This is a genomic window from Bradyrhizobium sp. USDA 4516 (assembly GCF_054055915.1).
This window is the reverse complement of the sequence record NZ_JBSRXT010000001.1, coordinates 8902505-8919824: the sequence shown is the minus strand read 5'-3', so window position 1 is coordinate 8919824 and position 17320 is coordinate 8902505. Positions and strand designations below refer to the sequence as shown.

15 protein-coding genes are annotated in these 17320 nt (G+C 64.5%); 14 read left to right on the top strand and 1 reads right to left on the bottom strand.

Annotated features, from left to right (window positions below):
- Nucleotides 1–25: 25 nt before the first annotated feature.
- The 6 genes from ACVI1L_RS41455 to ACVI1L_RS41430 all read left to right on the top strand — a co-directional run bounded on the left by ACVI1L_RS41455 (nucleotide 26) and on the right by ACVI1L_RS41430 (nucleotide 6605).
- Nucleotides 26–823 carry an enoyl-CoA hydratase/isomerase family protein gene (locus tag ACVI1L_RS41455; RefSeq protein ID WP_057020490.1) on the top strand — a complete coding sequence of 266 codons (798 nt, stop codon included), beginning with the start codon at nucleotides 26–28 and terminating at the stop codon, nucleotides 821–823.
- Nucleotides 824–1255: 432 nt separating this feature from the next.
- Nucleotides 1256–2233, top strand: coding sequence for a Bug family tripartite tricarboxylate transporter substrate binding protein (locus tag ACVI1L_RS41450; protein WP_456785674.1), 978 nt, complete (start codon nucleotides 1256–1258; stop codon nucleotides 2231–2233).
- A 202-nt stretch (nucleotides 2234–2435) separates the two neighbouring features.
- Nucleotides 2436–3311, top strand: a complete 876-nt coding sequence (locus ACVI1L_RS41445) for an S-methyl-5'-thioadenosine phosphorylase (RefSeq protein WP_057020489.1) — start codon at nucleotides 2436–2438, stop codon at nucleotides 3309–3311.
- A gap of 40 nt (nucleotides 3312–3351) precedes the next feature.
- Nucleotides 3352–4452 carry an S-methyl-5-thioribose-1-phosphate isomerase gene (gene mtnA / locus ACVI1L_RS41440; protein WP_456785444.1) on the top strand — a complete coding sequence of 367 codons (1101 nt, stop codon included), beginning with the start codon at nucleotides 3352–3354 and terminating at the stop codon, nucleotides 4450–4452.
- 76 nt (nucleotides 4453–4528) lie between these two features.
- Nucleotides 4529–5071, top strand: a complete 543-nt coding sequence (locus tag ACVI1L_RS41435; protein ID WP_456785443.1) for a tripartite tricarboxylate transporter TctB family protein — start codon at nucleotides 4529–4531, stop codon at nucleotides 5069–5071.
- Between the two features lie 22 nt (nucleotides 5072–5093).
- Nucleotides 5094–6605: a tripartite tricarboxylate transporter permease gene (locus tag ACVI1L_RS41430; RefSeq protein WP_456785442.1), complete on the top strand. Its 1512-nt coding sequence runs from the start codon at nucleotides 5094–5096 to the stop codon at nucleotides 6603–6605.
- Nucleotides 6606–6660: 55 nt separating this feature from the next.
- On the opposite strand, the gene ACVI1L_RS41425 is transcribed toward ACVI1L_RS41430, so the two are convergent.
- Nucleotides 6661–7854, bottom strand: coding sequence for a CaiB/BaiF CoA transferase family protein (locus ACVI1L_RS41425; RefSeq protein ID WP_456785441.1), 1194 nt, complete (start codon nucleotides 7852–7854; stop codon nucleotides 6661–6663).
- 298 nt (nucleotides 7855–8152) lie between these two features.
- Here ACVI1L_RS41425 and ACVI1L_RS41420 point away from each other — a divergent pair, with 298 nt between their 5' ends.
- From ACVI1L_RS41420 to ACVI1L_RS41385, 8 genes are all read left to right on the top strand, one after another.
- Nucleotides 8153–9706 (top strand): lipopolysaccharide biosynthesis protein, encoded by a 1554-nt coding sequence (locus ACVI1L_RS41420; RefSeq protein ID WP_456785440.1) that lies wholly within the window; start codon nucleotides 8153–8155, stop codon nucleotides 9704–9706.
- Nucleotides 9707–9708: 2 nt separating this feature from the next.
- Nucleotides 9709–11547 (top strand): asparagine synthase (glutamine-hydrolyzing), encoded by a 1839-nt coding sequence (gene asnB / locus ACVI1L_RS41415; protein WP_456785439.1) that lies wholly within the window; start codon nucleotides 9709–9711, stop codon nucleotides 11545–11547.
- Nucleotides 11548–11550: 3 nt separating this feature from the next.
- Nucleotides 11551–12645, top strand: a complete 1095-nt coding sequence (locus ACVI1L_RS41410; protein WP_456785438.1) for a glycosyltransferase family protein — start codon at nucleotides 11551–11553, stop codon at nucleotides 12643–12645.
- A 150-nt stretch (nucleotides 12646–12795) separates the two neighbouring features.
- A complete protein-coding gene (locus ACVI1L_RS41405; protein WP_456785437.1) occupies nucleotides 12796–13635 on the top strand; it encodes a methyltransferase domain-containing protein in 840 nt (279 codons plus the stop codon).
- Nucleotides 13632–14201, top strand: coding sequence for an acyltransferase (locus ACVI1L_RS41400; RefSeq protein WP_057020481.1), 570 nt, complete (start codon nucleotides 13632–13634; stop codon nucleotides 14199–14201). Before ACVI1L_RS41405 ends, ACVI1L_RS41400 begins: the two co-directional genes overlap by 4 nt.
- Nucleotides 14191–15042 (top strand): class I SAM-dependent methyltransferase, encoded by an 852-nt coding sequence (locus tag ACVI1L_RS41395; RefSeq protein WP_229190098.1) that lies wholly within the window; start codon nucleotides 14191–14193, stop codon nucleotides 15040–15042. The genes ACVI1L_RS41400 and ACVI1L_RS41395 overlap by 11 nt, the downstream gene beginning before the upstream one ends.
- Nucleotides 15043–15057: 15 nt before the next feature.
- A complete protein-coding gene (locus ACVI1L_RS41390) occupies nucleotides 15058–15975 on the top strand; it encodes an NAD-dependent epimerase/dehydratase family protein (RefSeq protein ID WP_338128948.1) in 918 nt (305 codons plus the stop codon).
- 227 nt (nucleotides 15976–16202) lie between these two features.
- Nucleotides 16203–17156: a glycosyltransferase family 4 protein gene (locus ACVI1L_RS41385; protein ID WP_456785436.1), complete on the top strand. Its 954-nt coding sequence runs from the start codon at nucleotides 16203–16205 to the stop codon at nucleotides 17154–17156.
- Nucleotides 17157–17320: the final 164 nt, after the last annotated feature.

Here is a 17320-nt window from a genome sequence, read left to right as displayed (position 1 = left end):
ACGCAAACAACAGAAAGAGCGAGACATGAACGCGCCCGTCACTTCGACCGAAGACCTGATCTACTCCGTCGAGGACGGGATCGCGCGCATCACGTTCAACCGGCCGCAGGCGCGCAATGCGCTGACCTTTGCAATGTACGAGCAGATGGCGGCGATCTGCGAGAACATCAATCAGGATCGCTCCATCAAGGCGCTGATCATGACCGGCGCCGGCGACAAGGCGTTCGCCTCGGGCACCGACATCTCGCAGTTCCGCGCGTTCAAGACGGCGCAGGATGCGCTCGACTATGAGGCGCGGATCGATCGCGTGCTGGGAACGCTCGAGCAGTGCCGTGTGCCTGTGATCGCGGCGATCGCCGGCGCCTGCACCGGCGGTGGCGCCGGCATCGCCGCCTGCTGCGATATCCGGATCGGCACCGAGGCGACGCGGATCGGCTTCCCGATCGCCCGCACGCTCGGCAACTGCCTCTCGATGTCCAACATCTCGCGGCTGGTGTCGCTGATCGGTCCGGCGCGGACCAAGGATCTGATCTTCAAGGCGCGCCTCGTCGAGGCGCCGGAAGCGCTGGCGCTCGGGCTGTTGAACGAAGTCGTCCCCGATGTGGAAACGTTGCAGCGCCGCGCTACCGAGACGGCGAAGCTCGTCGCCGGCCACGCGCCGATCACGCTCGAAGTGACCAAGGAGGCGGTCCGCCGCATCCGCCGCACGCTGTCGCGCGAGGAGGGCGAGGACCTGATCCTGCGCGCCTATATGAGCGAGGATTTCCGCGAGGGCATGGACGCCTTCCTCAACAAGCGCGCGCCCAACTTCAAGGGCAAGTGACAGCGGCTTCAGGTGCCGTCGCAACCACAGTTATCCATTGTTGAGCGATGCTGGAGCGACGGTTCTCGTTCACAACTTCCGCCGCGGAGTATGGGTCCCTGCTTTCGCAGGGACGACAGCGAACAAGCTGTTTGAAAGTTGAATCAAAACTCACCCCGTCATCCTGAGGTGCGAGCGGAGCGAGCCTCGAAGGATGCACGGCCCGGCTGGTGGCCGTCGATCCTTCGAGACGCGCGTTCCGCCCTCTCAGGATGACGGGACTGTTGCAAAGCGGTTATGCGAAACGACGCACGCACCTCATTCCAAAGTCATAGGCCATGCGGCAGTTCGCGGCTTGAACTCACCTTCATTCTCGGCACAATGACGCGAGCCCGCCACCTCGCAGGTTTTGCCAAGCCGAACAAATAGATAGGGAAGAAACACGTGGGACAGATTGTAAAAACCACGGCTGCAATCGCGGCCCTCTTGCTGAGCACGCCGGCCTTTGCCGGCTGGGAGCCGAGCAAGCCGGTCGAAATCGTGGTCGCGGCCGGTGCCGGCGGCGCCTCCGACCAGATGGCGCGCATGATGCAGGCGGCGATCCAGAAGAACAATCTGATGAAGCAGCCGATGGTGGTGTCGCTGAAGGGCGGCGCGTCGGGTGCGGAAGCGCTGATGTACATGAAGTCCAGCGAGGGCGATCCCAACAAGGTGCTGATCGCCTATTCGCTGATCTACATGCTGCCGCTGTCGGCCAAGATTCCGTTCAACTGGCGCGACCTCACCCCGGTGTCGGTGATCGCGCTCGACCAGTTCGTGTTGTGGGACAACGCCTCCGGTCCGAAGACCGTGAAGGAGTTCATCGCTGCCGCGAAAGCGGCGAGTGCGCCGTTCAAGATGGGCGGCACGGGCTCCAAGCGCGAAGATCACGTGCTGACCGTCTTCATGGAGCAGAAGACCGGCGCGAAGTTCTCGTATCTGCCGTACAAGTCTGGCGGCGAGGCCGCGACCCAACTGGTCGGCGGTCACACCGAGTCCAACGTCAACAATCCCAGCGAGAACCTCGAAGTCTGGCGCGCCGGACAGGTTCGCGCGCTCTGCGTGTTCGACAAGGAGCGCATCTCCTACAAGACCAAGGTCACCGATACGCAATCCTGGAACGACATCCCGACCTGCAAGGAGGAGGGACTCGACGTGCAGTATCTGATGCTGCGTGCGATGTTCCTGCCGGGCAAGGTCACGCAGGAGCAGCAGGCGTTCTATGTCGACCTGTTTCAGAAGGTGACGCAGACGGATGAATACAAGGACTACATGGAGAAGCAGGCGCTGAAGCCGATCTTCCTCACCGGCAAGGACATGGTCGAGTTCCTCGAGGATGACGACAAGCAGAATGCGTCGCTGATGAACGCGGCAGGGTTCGTCGCGAAGTAGCGGATCCGCCGTCATTCCGGTGCGCATCGGGGAATCTCGAGATTCCGGGTTCACCCTTCGGGGGCTTTCCTCTTAACTTGGAATTGCCTTGCAAGCGGCTGCGGCGCAGTGATTACTGCGCCGCAGTATGGCCGAACGTCCGGCGAGCCCGATCGGGCTGGGTCACCCCTCCGGCGCCGTTGCGGGACCGTGAGGAGCGATCATGACCAAAGCCGTGTTGGGGATCATCGGTGGATCCGGCATCTACGATCTGCCGGGCCTGGAAAATGTCCGCGAGGAGGCGATCACAAGCCCTTGGGGCGAACCGTCAGCGCCGCTCCGCCGCGGCGAGATGGCGGGGCTGCCGATCGTGTTCCTGCCGCGCCACGGCCATGGACACGCGCTGTCGCCGTCCGACATCAACTATCGCGCCAATGTCGATGTGCTGAAGCGGGCAGGGGTCACCGACCTCGTCGCGCTGTCCGCGTGCGGCTCGTTCAAGGAAGAGCTGCCGCCGGGCACGTTTGTATTGGTCGACCAGTTCGTTGATCGCACCCACAAGCGCGAGAGCTCGTTCTTCGGCAAGGGCTGCGTCGCGCATGTCTCGATGGCGCATCCGGTGTCCCCCTTGCTGGCGAGGCATCTCGCCGCCGCTGCCGAGGCCGAAGACATCGCGTTCGCCCGCGGCGGCACCTACCTCTGCATGGAGGGGCCGCAGTTCTCCTCGCTCGCCGAAAGCCTGACCTACAAGGCGCAGGGCTATTCGGTGATCGGCATGACCAACATGCCAGAAGCCAAGCTCGCCCGCGAGGCCGAGATCTGCTACGCCAGCGTGGCGATGGTCACCGATTTCGATTGCTGGCATCCGGCGCATGATGCCGTGACGGTGCAGGATATCATCCGTGTGCTGAATTCGAACGCCGAGAAGGCAAAGGCGCTGGTCGCGCGGCTGGCGCGGGATTTCCCGCGCGAGCACGAGCCGTGCCCGGTCGGTTCGGATCGGGCGCTTGATACCGCGCTGATCACGGCGCCTGCGGCCCGCGATCCGCAGCTGCTGGCCAAGCTCGATGCCGTCGCCGGACGGGTGTTGCGGTCGTGATGAAGTCCTCCAGGAGCGCGCGACGCGAAGGGCATAGGACATGAAAGTCGATGGACGACATTTTCGCAGCATCTGGCTCGAGCCCGACGGCTGGTCGGTCGGCGCGATCGATCAGCGCCGGCTGCCGCATGAATTCATCGTCGCCAAACTCACCACAGCGGACGAGGCCGGCGAGGCGATCCGCTCGATGCTGGTCCGCGGCGCGCCGCTGATCGGCGCCACTGCAGCCTATGGCATGGCCTTTGCGATGCGCGCCGATGCCTCCGACGCGGCGCTCGAACGCGCCGGCAGGATGCTGCTGGCGACGCGGCCGACCGCGGTCAATCTGAAATGGGCCGTTGACGAGATGCAGCGCGCGCTGGCGCCGCTCGCGGCTTCGGCCCGGGCCGAGGCGGCCTATGCCCGCGCGCGCGAGATCGCCGATGAGGATGTCGGGATCAACCGCGAGATCGGCCGTCACGGGCTCGGCCTGATCGAGACGATCGCCGCGACCAAGAAGCCGGGCGAGGTGGTGAACGTCCTGACGCATTGCAACGCCGGCTGGCTTGCAACCGTGGATTGGGGAACGGCGACATCGCCGATCTACCAGGCGCACGATCGCGGCATTCCGGTCCATGTCTGGGTCGACGAGACGCGGCCGCGCAATCAGGGCGCTTCGCTCACCGCCTGGGAACTCGGGCACCACGGCGTGCCGCACACCGTGATCCCCGACAACACCGGCGGCCATCTGATGCAGCATCGCATGGTCGATCTCGCGATCGTCGGGACCGATCGCGTCGCCGCCAATGGCGACGTCTGCAACAAGATCGGCACCTATCTGAAAGCGCTCGCGGCCCACGACAACAGCGTGCCGTTCTATGTCGCGCTGCCGTCACCGACCATCGACTTTAGTATCGATGACGGTGTCAGGCAGATTCCGATCGAGCAGCGCGCGGCCGACGAGGTGACGCACCTCACGGGACGCACGGCGGATGGCCGGATCGAGACCGTGCGCGTGGTTCCGGACGGCTCGTCGGTTGCCAATTTCGGTTTCGACGTCACGCCGGCGCGGCTGGTGACCGGATTGATCACCGAGCGCGGCGTTCTCAAGCCGGAGCGTGCTGCACTTGCGAGCGCCTTTCCCGAACGTTCCACCGTTTAACTGAAGGCTGCATTGACGGTGGTTGCATCTGCACGCTATCCCAATCGTTGCCCTCGCAACCCAGACCGTCTCATCCATGTCCAATACCGAACTTGAGATCGTCGTCGACGATCCGACCGCACCTGAAGATAACTCGCCGGCGGTCGTCAGCACCGGCGTCATTGACGTCGTCGTGTCGCTGCTGTTGCTTGCGCTCGCCGTGGTGCTCGGCTGGGACAATTGGCGCACCGGCGCGTCGTGGGACTCGACCGGGCCGCAGCCGGGCTATTTTCCGTTCTACCTCTCGGTCATCCTCGGCAGTGCGAGCCTCTATGGTCTCGGCGCGGCCTTTCTTTCGCGCCGGGAAGCCGCCGAGACCTTTGTCACCCGCGCCCAGCTTCGCCGGGTGATGGCGGTGTTCGTGCCGACGTTGCTGTTCTGCCTCGCCACCCAATATCTCGGCCTCTATGTCGCGAGCTTTCTCTTGATCGCTGGCTTCATGCGCCTCGTCGGCAAGATCGCGCTGTGGAAGTCGCTGCTGACCGCCTTCGTCTTCACCGCCGCGATGTTCATAACGTTCGACGTCGCGTTCGACGTCATCATGCCAAAGGGGCCGCTCGAAGCGGCTCTCGGCCGCTAGCGAACCGACAGGATTTCGAAACATGGAAGCTTTCGGTCTCCTGCTGCACGGCTTTGCCGTCCTTCTGACGTGGAAGACGCTGCTGTTGATGATGGTCGGGCTGGTGCTCGGCATCTTCGTCGGCGTGCTGCCCGGGCTTGGCGGCCCCAACGGCGTCGCGATCCTGCTGCCGCTGACCTTCACGATGGACCCGACATCGGCCATCGTGATGCTGTCGTGCATCTACTGGGGCGCGCTGTTCGGCGGCGCCATCACCTCGATCCTGTTCAATATCCCGGGCGAAGCCTGGTCGGTCGCGACCACGTTCGACGGCTATCCGATGGCGCAGCAGGGCAGGGCGGCCGAGGCGCTCACCGCGGCGTTCACCTCGTCCTTTGTCGGTTCGCTGGTCGCGGTGCTGCTGATCACCTTCCTGGCGCCGATGATCTCGTCGTTTGCGCTGAGGTTCGGCCCGCCGGAATTCTTCGCCGTCTATCTCCTGACCTTCTGTTCCTTCGTCGGCCTCGGCCGCGAGGCCAAGCACAAGACGGTCATCTCGATGTCGCTCGGGCTGCTGCTCGCCGGCGTCGGCATGGATACGGTGTCCGGGCAGTTGCGCATGACGTTCGGCTCCGGGGAGCTCTTGCGCGGCATCAACTTCCTCGTCGCTGTCATCGGCCTGTTCGGCATCAGCGAGATCCTGCTCACGATGGAGGAGCGCCTCGCGCTGCGCGGGCACGCCGCCGGGATCAGCCTGCGCGTCGTGCTCTCGGTGTGGAAGGACTTGCCGAAATACTGGGTGACGCTGCTGCGCTCGTCGGTGATCGGCTGCTGGCTCGGCATCACGCCGGGCGGCGCGATCGCGGCCTCCTTCATGGGCTACAACCTCGCCAAGCGCTTCGCCAAGGATCAGGAGAGCTTTGGCAAGGGCCGGATCGAGGGCGTGTTCGCGCCAGAGACAGCCGCGCATGCCTCGGGCACCTCGGCGCTGTTGCCGATGCTGGCGCTCGGCATTCCCGGCTCGGGGACCGCTGCGATCCTGCTCGGCGGCCTGATGGTGTGGGGCCTCAACCCGGGGCCGTTGCTGTTCGTCGAGCACAAGGATTTCGTCTGGGGCCTGATCGCCTCGATGTATCTCGGCAACGTCGTCGGCCTGGTGCTGGTGCTGACCACGGTGCCGATCTTCGCCTCGATCCTGCGCGTGCCGTTCGCGGCCGTAGCGCCGATGATCGTGGTGTCCTGCGCGATCGGCGCTTATGCGATCCAGAATGCGATGTTCGATATCTGGCTGATGCTGGGCTTCGGCGTCGTCGGCTACGTCTTCAAGAAGATCGGGATCCCGCTCGCGCCGTTCACTCTCGCATTGGTGCTCGGCAACCGCGCCGAGGATGCGTTCCGCCTCTCGATGATCGGCTCCGGCGGCGACATGAAGGTGTTCTGGTCGAACGGCCTGGTCGGAACCATCACGACACTGGCGATCGTGCTGCTGTTCTGGCCGGTGATTGACAAGGCGTTCGTCGGGCTCGGACGAATGTTGCGGCCTGCACGGGCGTAGTCGCGGTCCGGGATCGGGCGACCTCGAACCGCTAGGCGTTGGTGGTTTGATACCGTCAAACCACCTTGCGCTGACGGAGCTCGGCGATCTCATCCTTGCCGAAGCCGAATTCGGCCAGCAGCTCTTCGGTCTGCTCGCCGAACTCCGGCGGGCGGGCGGCCATCCTGCTCGGCGTCCGCGACAGCGTCACCGGCTGGCTGACCAGCTGGATCTGCCGGTTCTCGTCATTGGGCACATGCTGGGCCATGCCGAGATGCTTGACCTGGGCATCCTCGAACATCTGGTCGATCGAGTAGATCGGCCCGCACGGCACGCCCGCGGCGTTCAGCTCCTGCACCCAGGTCTCGGTCGATTTCTTCTCGGTCAGCGCGCCGATCCTCGCATTTAGCGCGTCACGGTTCTTCGAGCGCGCCGGCGCGGTCGCGTAGTCGGGGTCGATGATCAGCTCGGGCGCGCCGATCGCCTGTGCACAACGCTCCCAGATCCGCCCGCCGGTCGTGGCGATGTTGATGTAACCGTCGGAGGTCTTGAACACGCCGGTCGGGATCGAGGTCGGATGGTTGTTGCCGGCCTGCTTGGCCACTTCCTTCTCCATCAGCCAGCGCGCCGCCTGGAAATCCAGCATGAAGATCTGGGCCTGCAGCAGCGAGGTCTGCACCCACTGGCCTTCGCCGGATACGTCGCGCTCCAGCAGCGCTGTGAGGATGCCGATCGCACAGAACAGACCCGCGGTAAGGTCGGCGACGGGAATGCCGACCCGCATCGGTCCGCCGCCGGGCGCGCCGGTCACCGACATCAGGCCACCCATGCCCTGGGCGATCTGATCGAAGCCCGGGCGCTTGTGATAGGGGCCGTCCTGGCCGAATCCGGAGATGCTGCCATAGACGATCCGCGGATTGATCTTGCGGATGCTCTCGTAATCGATGCCGAGCTTGGCCTTGACGTCCGGCCGGAAGTTTTCGACCACGACATCAGCCTGTTCGGCCAGCCGCTTGAACACCTCGAGCCCCTTGCGGTCCTTCAGGTTCAGCGTCATGGCGCGCTTGTTGCGATGCAGGTTCTGGAAATCGGACCCGCCGCGCGGGCCGCCCGGCTGCTCGCCACCGCTGTCCTCCAGAAGCGCATCGATCTTGACGACATTGGCGCCCCAATCGGCGAGCTGACGCACGCAGGTCGGCCCAGACCGGACCCGGGTCAAATCCAGCACGGTGAAACGGGACAGGGCTTGGGATGCGCGGGGAAAGGGCATTGAGACACCTCTTGTTGGGCGGGCTGCCCGGGGCTTGAGCCCATCTGCCATAGACAATTTGGCAGGCCTTTCCAACTGTTACCCGGATCACAAACAGGGCCGGAAACAACCAGCCATGGTTCCGCGGAGATCGGCTCCTGCATTTGCCGCGGCCATGGCCCGGACCCACGCCTCCCCGCCGTCCGCCAACCCTCGACAATCACCGCGCCGGCTGCTAGCCCGTCGCCATGCCGAATGGGGTTTTGCCCTTACGGAAGAGGCACTTGAGGCGTATCGGAGCGATGGACCGAAAGCGGGCATGGCGGTGAAAAAGGGTCCATCCCATCTGCTCGGTAACTCGGCATGGAACGCGACCGCCTTCGCGGTCGCGGTGCTGCTCAATCTCGCGATCCTACCGTTCGTGATTTTCCGGCTCGGTCTCGCCGCGTTCGGTGTTGCGGGTCTGGTGACGGCCTGTGTCGCGCCGGCGCTGATGTTCAGCAATGCGCTCGGCCTTTCGACGGCGCGCGAGCTCGCGCAAAGGTTGGAACCGTCCGATCGCGACATGGCGCGGCGATTTTTCGCGACCGCTCTGGCGCTTGCCATCGTCCTTGGCGGCCTGATCGCGGCGTTGCTTGCCTTTGCCGGCGCGCCGCTGGCACGGCTGGGATTCCACCTCGGCGGCCCGGCCGCCGACGACCTCGGGCTCACCTTCGCATTGGCCGGTGCCGGTTGGCTGTTCCAGTGCCTGTTCGCCGTCTTCCTCTCGCTGTTCACGGCGCGCCAGGACTATCGGCGGATCGCGTCGATCAGCATCACGGGCACGGTGGTGACGACGATGTCGATGCTGCTGCTGATCCCCTACGCGCCGCGTGCCTCGACCTTCCTCGGCTGTCAGGCCTTGGGCTTTGCGACAAATCTCGTGATGGCGTTCGCCTGGTCGCGCCACGCCTTCAGCGACTGGCTGGCGAGGCCGGCGCTCGATCGCGGCGCGCTGCGTGCGCTGGTCAAGCTTGGCGGTTGGCAGTTCGCAGCGCAAAGCGGCGCGCTGTTCGCCGGGCAGGCGGACCGCTATCTGCTCGGCGCGCTGCTGCAGCCGCAATTCGTCGGCTTCTACAGCGTCGCGCAGCGGCTGGAGGAGGCGGTCTATATCGGTGTGCTGAAGATCGGCGAGATCTTGTTCCCGTTCTTCAGCACCCTGCAGAGAGAGGATGACGATCGCAAGGTCGACCTCCTGCTGCGCTCGTCCTGGATTCTCAATGTGCTTGCCGCGAGCGCGCTGGGCGGCCTGATCCCGGTCGCAGGCGCATTGCTGCATCGATGGACCGGTGCCGAGGTCGCCGCCGAGGCCCAGCTGGTGCTGGTGGTACTCGCGATCAGCGGAATATTGGGGTCCAGCGCCAATGTGTTTGCGTTCTATCTGCTGTCGCAGGGGCGCTCCAGTTCCAACGCGCTGATCTCGCTCGTCACGGGCATCTTCACGCTGGCGACCAGCGCCGTCGCGCTGCCGTATTTCGGCTGGGAGGCGGCCGGTTGGAGCTCCTGCGTCGGGATGGTCGCCCAGATGGTGATCACCGTGCTGTTGCTGCGGCGAACCTTCCGCCTTTCAGGTATGTGGTCACGGATGTTGCATTTCGTATTGATTCCGCTCGGCACGGGAGTAGCCATCGCGCTGGCGCTGCGTTCGCAGCTCGGCCACGCGTCATTCGACCACGCGCCGTCATGGTGGTATGTGGTGTCGCTCTACGGCGTGTCGGCGGCGGCCATCTTTGTCGCCGCCGTTGCCGCGTCGCAGCTCGGTCCCTATCGCGCCGTGTGCTGGCGGGATCTCCGCGTCATCAGCAGTCGCTTCCTGCCCTTCAAGGCCATCTAGACATGTGCGGCATCGCAGGCATCGTCAATCTGCGCGGCGCTCCCGTGGAGCCGGCCGACATCTCGCGGCTCACCAATTTGATCGCGCATCGCGGTCCGTTCGGCGAGGGCACCTGGTTCAATGCCAAGCGAAACGTCGCCTTCGGCCATCGTCGGCTCGCCATCATTGATCCCGGTGAGGGCGGTTATCAGCCGATGGTGTCAGGCGATGGCCGCCATGTGATCGTCTACAACGGCGAGATCTACAACTTCCTCGAATTGCGCCGCGAGCTCGAGGCGAAGGGCGCGGTTTTCCGCAGCCAGTCCGATACCGAAGTGATCCTTGCCGCCTGGCAGGCTTGGGGCGAGGACATGCTGCTGCGCTTCAACGGCATGTGGGCGCTGGCGATCTACGACACGGCCACGGATGATTTGTTCCTGGCGCGCGATCGCTTCGGCATCAAGCCGATGCTGTATGCGTTGTCATCCGAGCGCTTCGTGTTCGCGTCCGAGCAGCGCGCGCTGGCGCGGAGCGGGCTGGTCGAGACGTCGCTCGATGTCGATGTGGCGCGGCGGCTGTTGCTTGACCCGTTCGGGATCGAAGGCAGCGAGCGGACCCTGTTCGCGCAACTGCGCCGCCTGCAGGGCGGCCACTGCATGTGGTTGCGCCAGGGGCGTGTGCAGGTGCGCCGCTGGTGGCGGACCGTGGATCACCTGCCGGCGATTCCGGATACCGAGGCCGAACGCGTCGAGCGCTTTCGCGAATTGTTTCAGGATTCCGTCGCGCTGCGGATGCGCAGCGACGTTCCGATCGGGACCTGCCTGTCCGGCGGCTTCGATTCGTCCGCGGTGATCTGCGCCATGGCGACCCATGAGAAGGCCGGCATGGGGCCGCGTGACTCCACGGCCTGGCGACACGCCTTTGTCGCGACCTTTCCCGGCGCCAGCAATGACGAGCGGCCGATGGCGGAGGAAGCGGCCGCGTGGGCCGAGGTGGCACCGAGCTTTCTCGAGATCGGGCGCTCCGACGCGCTCACCGACCTTGACCGCATCCTCGACGACAATGACGACGTCTATATCGGGCTGCCGAGCGCGCCGTGGTTGATCTATCGCGAGCTCCGGCGCCAGAACGTCACCGTGTCACTCGACGGCCACGGCGCGGACGAATTGATGGGCGCCTACCTGCAGGAGGGACAGTCGGCCGCATTCCGGATCCGGAACGCAGCAGCCGCGCTCACCTCACGATCGCAGCTGGCGCAGCGCGGCATCGACTTCCTGCGCGCGCAGATGATCAGGCGCGAGGGGCACTACTTCCTGCGTGGAGGCGCTACGGCCGCGCCCGCGCCGCTGCCGCTGGTCGCCGAGGATGACGAATTGCCTGATACATGGGGCGCGTTGAACCGGCGCCTCTACCGCATGTTCCATTCGACCACGCTGCCCACCATCTTGCGCAATTTCGACCGGCTCTCGATGGCGCACGGGATCGAGGTCCGCATGCCGTTCATGGACTGGCGGCTGGTCACCTACACGATGGCGCTGCCGGAAACGAGCAAGTCGGCAGACGGCCTGACCAAGGTGGTGGCACGGCAGGCGATGGCGAACCTGATGCCCGAAAGCATCCGCACCGCGCGCCGCAAGGTAGGCTTCAACTCGCCGATGCCGGAATGGCTGAACGGGCCATTGGCGGGCTGGACGGCAGAGCTGCTCGAGCGGAATGTTCCAGCATTCGCCGAGTTCGTCGATGAAACGCCGCTTCGAAAGGCGGTCGGCCGCTTGACGGCGTCGCAGAGCTGGGATTGGAAGAGTGTCGGCCGGATCTGGCCTTATTTGAACATGAAATGGATGTTGGCAAGGTCCGCGTAACCAATGCGTCTGTTCCAGAATAGCGGTCTCTATCCGTCCTATTTGCCGAGGCTGAACCAGCTCGCGGCAAAGGCGTCAAGTTTCGACGCGCGCCGCGACGTGTTCCTGCATGATCGGTTTGGCGCCGCGCATTTTCTCAAGCCCGTGCTCGACGGCGCAGCTGAAGCCTTTTTCACGAATGGCGACGACGAAGTGCTGCAGCGCCAGTGGGCGCGTGAGCAGGGCATGAAGGAAGCGCCGACGCTCGAGGCCATTCTGCTCGCGCAGATCGAGCATCACAGAACCGAGGTGTTCTACAATCTCGATCCGGTGCGCTATCCGAGTGCGTTCGTCGCCAAGCTTCCCGGCTGTGTGAAGAAGACGCTGTGCTGGCGCGCCGCGCCTTCCGGAAATGCTGATCTCACCGCCTATGGCGCGGTGCTTGGAAACTTCCCCTCGATCCTCGAGGCGTGGCGCAGCAAGGGGTGCCGGGCGGAGCTCTTCTTTCCCGCGATCGACCCCGTCATGGAGCAGTACGGCCACGGCGAACGGCCGATCGACGTGGCGTTTGTCGGTGGATATTCGCGGCATCATAGCGCGCGGGGCAGGACGCTCGAACAGGTCGCCGCGCTGGCGGCTGATCGCAAGATCGTATTCTGCCTCGATGCGTCGCGGCTGACACGGCTTGCCGAAAGCGCGGTCGGTCGATTGCTGCCGCTGCGCAAGCACCGGCGCCCCGACGCCATCGCGCGAATCGCGAGGTTGCCGCTGTTCGGCAGGGACCTCTACGAGCTGTTCGGATCGGCGAAGATCGTGCTCAACGGCGCAATCGACATGGCCGGCAACGATCGCGGCAATATGCGCTGCTTCGAGGCGATGGGTTGCGGGTCGCTGCTCGTGTCGGATGCCGGCAACTATCCGGAGGCGATGCTGGACGGCGTCACGATGCGCACCTACGACGCTCCCGAGCGGGCCGCTGAGGCGATCTCAAGCAGCCTGCAGGATTGGCCTCAATGGGCTGGGATCGCCGCCTCCGGCAGGAGCCGCGTGCAGGAGGCCTACAGCAAGGCCTCGCAATGGGCGCAGTTTATCGACCTCGTCGCGCGGATTGAGCCGTGATAGAGCGTTTTCGAGCGAAGTGGGCGCCGGTTCGCGCAGGGAAAATGCGTCAAAACAACAATCTGGAGCCCCGTTCCGATTCCATCGGAACGGAAAAGGCTCTAGACGGTGCACAGGGCCGGCCAGCGGGCGGGCGATCGGGCCGAGATGATGTCTGCAAGTGACTTGATCCATCAGCTGAAATGGGTGGCCGACGGGCTCGCCGTGCCGCTGTTCAAGCTGCGGCCGCGGCCGTTCGGCCCGGGCTATCAGACGGTCAAGCGCGATACCATCACTGCGGCCATCGATACGGGCCTGCTTCAGGCAGGAAAGGAGCTTCCGCCTGGCTACGGCGTCGCCATGGACGAGCGCGTGGTGGAATACCCCTGGGTCTACGCCCGATTGAACAATGTCGGCAAGATGCTGGACGCGGGATCGACGTTCAACCACGATTTCCTGCTGCAGCGTCCGCCGTTGCGCGGCGCGGATCTCACCATCATGACGCTGGCGCCGGAGAAGCGGTGCTATTGGCATGACGGCTACTCCTATGTGTTCGGCGATCTTCGCAACACGATGTTCGGCGATCAGGTCTTCGACACCGTCGCCAGCATTTCGACGATCGAGCACATCGGCCTCGACAATCAGATGCTGTACACGGGCGATCCGCGCGACGCCGAGACCGATCGCGACGGCTTCGTTCCGGCGGTGCGGGAGTTCAAGCGCATACTCAAGCCCGGCGGGACCTGCTTGATCTCGGTGCCGTTCGGCAAGCGCGACAATCTCGGCTGGTATCAGGTGTTCGATCTTGCCATGATCGAGCGGATCATCGAGGCATTCGGCGCGACATCTCACCATGTCGATTATTTCGGCTATTCGCGGCAGGGCTGGTCGCGCCAGAGTGCTGAGGCGCTCGCCGACGCGACCGTTTTCGACGTCCACACCGGCAAAGGGCAGGGCAATGACCTTGCGGCGTCGTCGCGCGCCGTCGCTTGCCTGCAGTTGACGGCATGAATGTCGATTACCTGATCCAGCGCCTGATCGGTCGCGCGACGTGCCGGCTGCAGCCGGACGCGGCGCTCGGCCGCTATGCCAGGATCAGAAACATCCGCGGCGATTCCGACAAGATCGTCGTGGGCCGCAATAGCCGCATTCTGGGTGAACTCCTGACCTTCGCGCATGGTGGCGAGATCAAGATCGGCGAATGGTGCTATGTCGGAGAAGGAACCCGGATCTGGTCGGCGGCGTCGATCGAGATCGGCAACCGCGTCCTGATCTCGCATTCGGCGAATGTCTTCGACAATCTCACGCACCCGCTGCGGGCGGCCGAGCGGCACAAACAGGTCCAGCAGATTTTCACCCGCGGGCATCCGAACGATATCTCGCTTGATGAGAGTCCGGTCAAAATCTGCGATGATGCCTGGATCGGCGCGAGTGCGATGGTCTTGCGCGGTGTGACGGTGGGCCAGGGCGCCATCGTCGCGGCCGGCGCGGTCGTGACCAGGGATGTCGCGGCGTTTTCGATCGTGGCGGGCAATCCGGCCGTATTGGTGAGGGAGCTCGGGCCTGATGAACGGTGAGCGCAAGTTTACCACCTGGGAGGATGCGGTGGTCTGGCTGCGCAATCAGCCGGATCAGCGCCAGCTTGTGCTCGATGCATTCTACGACGATCCGCTGGCCGGCGCTGCCGAACGCTATTTCCAGAGCTCCGAGTGGCAGGCGGTCGCTTCGCTGCTGGCCGGCCGGTCCGGCACCGCGCTCGACGTTGGCGCCGGCCGCGGCATTGCGAGTTACGCGCTCGCCCGAACCGGCTTTGCCGTGACGGCGCTCGAGCCGGATCCGAGCGCAATCGTGGGAGCGGCGGCGATCCGCGATCTGGCAGGGCAGACGCAACTGCCGATCCGGGTGGTCGAAGAGTTTTCCGAGCGGCTGCCGTTCGCCGACGCGGCGTTCGATCTCGTCTTCGCCCGCGCCGTGCTGCACCACACGCGCGATCTCGAGGGAGCATGCCGGGAGATGTTTCGCGTGCTGCGGCCCGGTGGCATGCTGATCGCCGCGCGCGAGCATGTCATCAGCAAGGAGACGGACCTTCCCCAGTTCCTCGCGCAGCATCCGTTGCATCATCTTTACGGGGGCGAGCATGCCTTCCTGCTCGATCGCTACACCGGCGCGCTGACCGCCGCAGGCTTTTCCGCGATCGACACGCTGGCGCCGCTGCAAAGCCCGATCAACCTGTTTCCCTACACGGTGGAGACCCTGAAATCGGCGATCGTGACCAGGTTGACGCAAAAGGTTCCGGTGGCGCCGCTGTGGCGAACCGCGTTTGCGTCACGCCTTGTGTTCGGCTCGCTGCTGTCGATGGCGGAACGCTTCGACAATCGACCGGGCCGGCTCTACTCCTTTGTCTGTCACAAGGCCTGAGCGATGATCGTCTGGGTGACAGGCGCGAATGGGTTCATCGGCCGCCATCTCGTGCATGAGCTGGCGGGAGCGGGCCACGCGGTGCACGGCGTCGGGCACGGCGCACTCGATGCAGCGGAATCCCGGCGGCTTGGTTTGCAGAGCTGGATCAACGGTGAAATCGACGCGGCCAATCTCAACGCGCTCGCTGCCGCGCACGGGCTACCGGCGCAGATCTTTCATCTGGCTGGCGGATCGTCGGTCGGCGTCTCGATCGAGCGGCCGTTCGAGGACTTTTCGCGGACCGTGGCGAGCACCGCGCGGCTGCTCGAATGGCTGCGCGGATCCGCGCCGAACTGCGCGGTGATCGCGGCGTCAAGTGCGGCCGTCTATGGAGCCGACCATGTCGGCCCGATCGCTGAAAACGCAATCGCAACTCCGATGTCGCCCTATGGGCAGCACAAGTTGATGATGGAGCAATTGTGCGGGAGCTACGCGCAGTCGTTTGGCATCCGCTGCACGATCGTGCGGCTGTTCTCGGTCTATGGACCCAATTTGCGCAAGCAGCTGCTCTGGGACATCTGCTCGCGGCTGGCGGCCAAGGAGCAGGTGCTCACGCTTGGCGGGACGGGAAACGAAATCCGCGACTGGACCGACGTGCGTGATGTCGCAAGGCTGCTCGCAAGCGTCGCAACACCGTCGTCGCAGGCGGCCTTCCGGGTCATCAATGGCGGGTCGGGCCGCGGGACCAGCGTTGCCGATATCGCGGCCGGCCTCATCCGGCAGTGGGGCGGCAATACCGTTGTGCGGCACTCGGGCGTAAGCCGGCCCGGCGATCCCCTGAGCCTGTTGGCCGACGATGCCGTGCTGCGTCAGATCGGGTTCGATTGGCGCATTCCGCTCGATCAGGGCCTTGCCGACTACGTGGCCTGGTTCAAGGGGCAGGCTTCGTGACGCCCCGCCCATTGCGGTTCGCGTTCAGTCACATTTCGCGACGGCTTTGGGCCGGCGGCTACAATTATCAGCGCAATCTGTTTGCGGCGCTTGCCAGGTTTCTGCCCGGCGAATTCGTTCCGATTGTCTTTGCCGGGAACAGGGCCGAGCAGAATGAGCTCGCGGAGCTTGCCGCAATACCGGGTGTCGACGTCGTTCGATCGGACGCGTTCGATGGACAGCCAGGGTTGGCCGCGGCACTCGGGCTTGGTCTGGATCGCGGCGCCGCAGCGGCGTTTCGAGGCGCCGGGATTGATGTCGTCGTCGAATCGGCACGTTTCTTTGGTTGGCGGCTCGCGCATCCAGCAGTGGCATGGATTCCGGATCTGCAGCACCGCTCTCTGCCGCAACTGTTTCCAACGACGGCACGCTGGCGCCGCGAGCTTGGCTTTCGCATGCAAATCGCCTCAGGCCGAACCATCATGCTGAGCAGCGAGAGTGCGCTGCGGGATTTCAAGGCCTATTATCCAGGCGCAAGAAACCAGGTCTGCGTCGTTCGCTTCGCAACCCAGCCGCCGGCCGCGTTCCTGAACACGGACCCGGCGGGAGTGATCGCGGCATATAATCTGCCGGCGAACTATTTCTATCTGCCCAATCAGTTCTATCGCCACAAGAACCACCAGCTCGTCGTCGACGCCTTGACGATCCTGAAGGGGCGGGCGATCGACGTGGTGATCTGTGCATCCGGCAGCAAGGAAGACCGGCGCGAGCCGGGCTATTATGATCTGGTCAACTCCGAGATCCAGAAGCGCGGCCTTGAAGCGCAGTTCCGCCACCTCGGTGTTATCCCGCTGCCGCATGTCTACGCGCTGCTGCGCGCTTCAACCGCACTGATCAACCCATCGCGCTTCGAGGGCTGGAGCACGACCGTCGAGGAGGCGAAATCGTTTGGCGTTCCGATGATCCTGTCCGACATCGACGTGCATCGGGAGCAGACCGCGGGTAGCGCCCGCTATTTCGGCGTGGACGATCCGGTCGCGCTGGCGGACCACCTGATGCAGGCCGCGCAGGAAGCCCACGGACCCATCATTCGGAACGTCGTCCCGCACCAGGACGACAACGTCAGCGCGTTCGCAGCGAGTTTTGCGGCGACAATGCGACAGGCGGCAGGTCAGGATATCGCTGAACCGATCGAAACATAGACGTTAAGTCAGCTCGCGCGAGCGCTCCTTCACCCGGTGAGGTTGACGTTCATCGCGTGAACGGGTTAGAGGTGAGCTCAGGCGCCGGATGGGATTTCAAGCCATAGCGGCTCGAATGCGTTTCCTGTCGCATTGTCCACGAAACCCAAGCGGATATAGGTCAG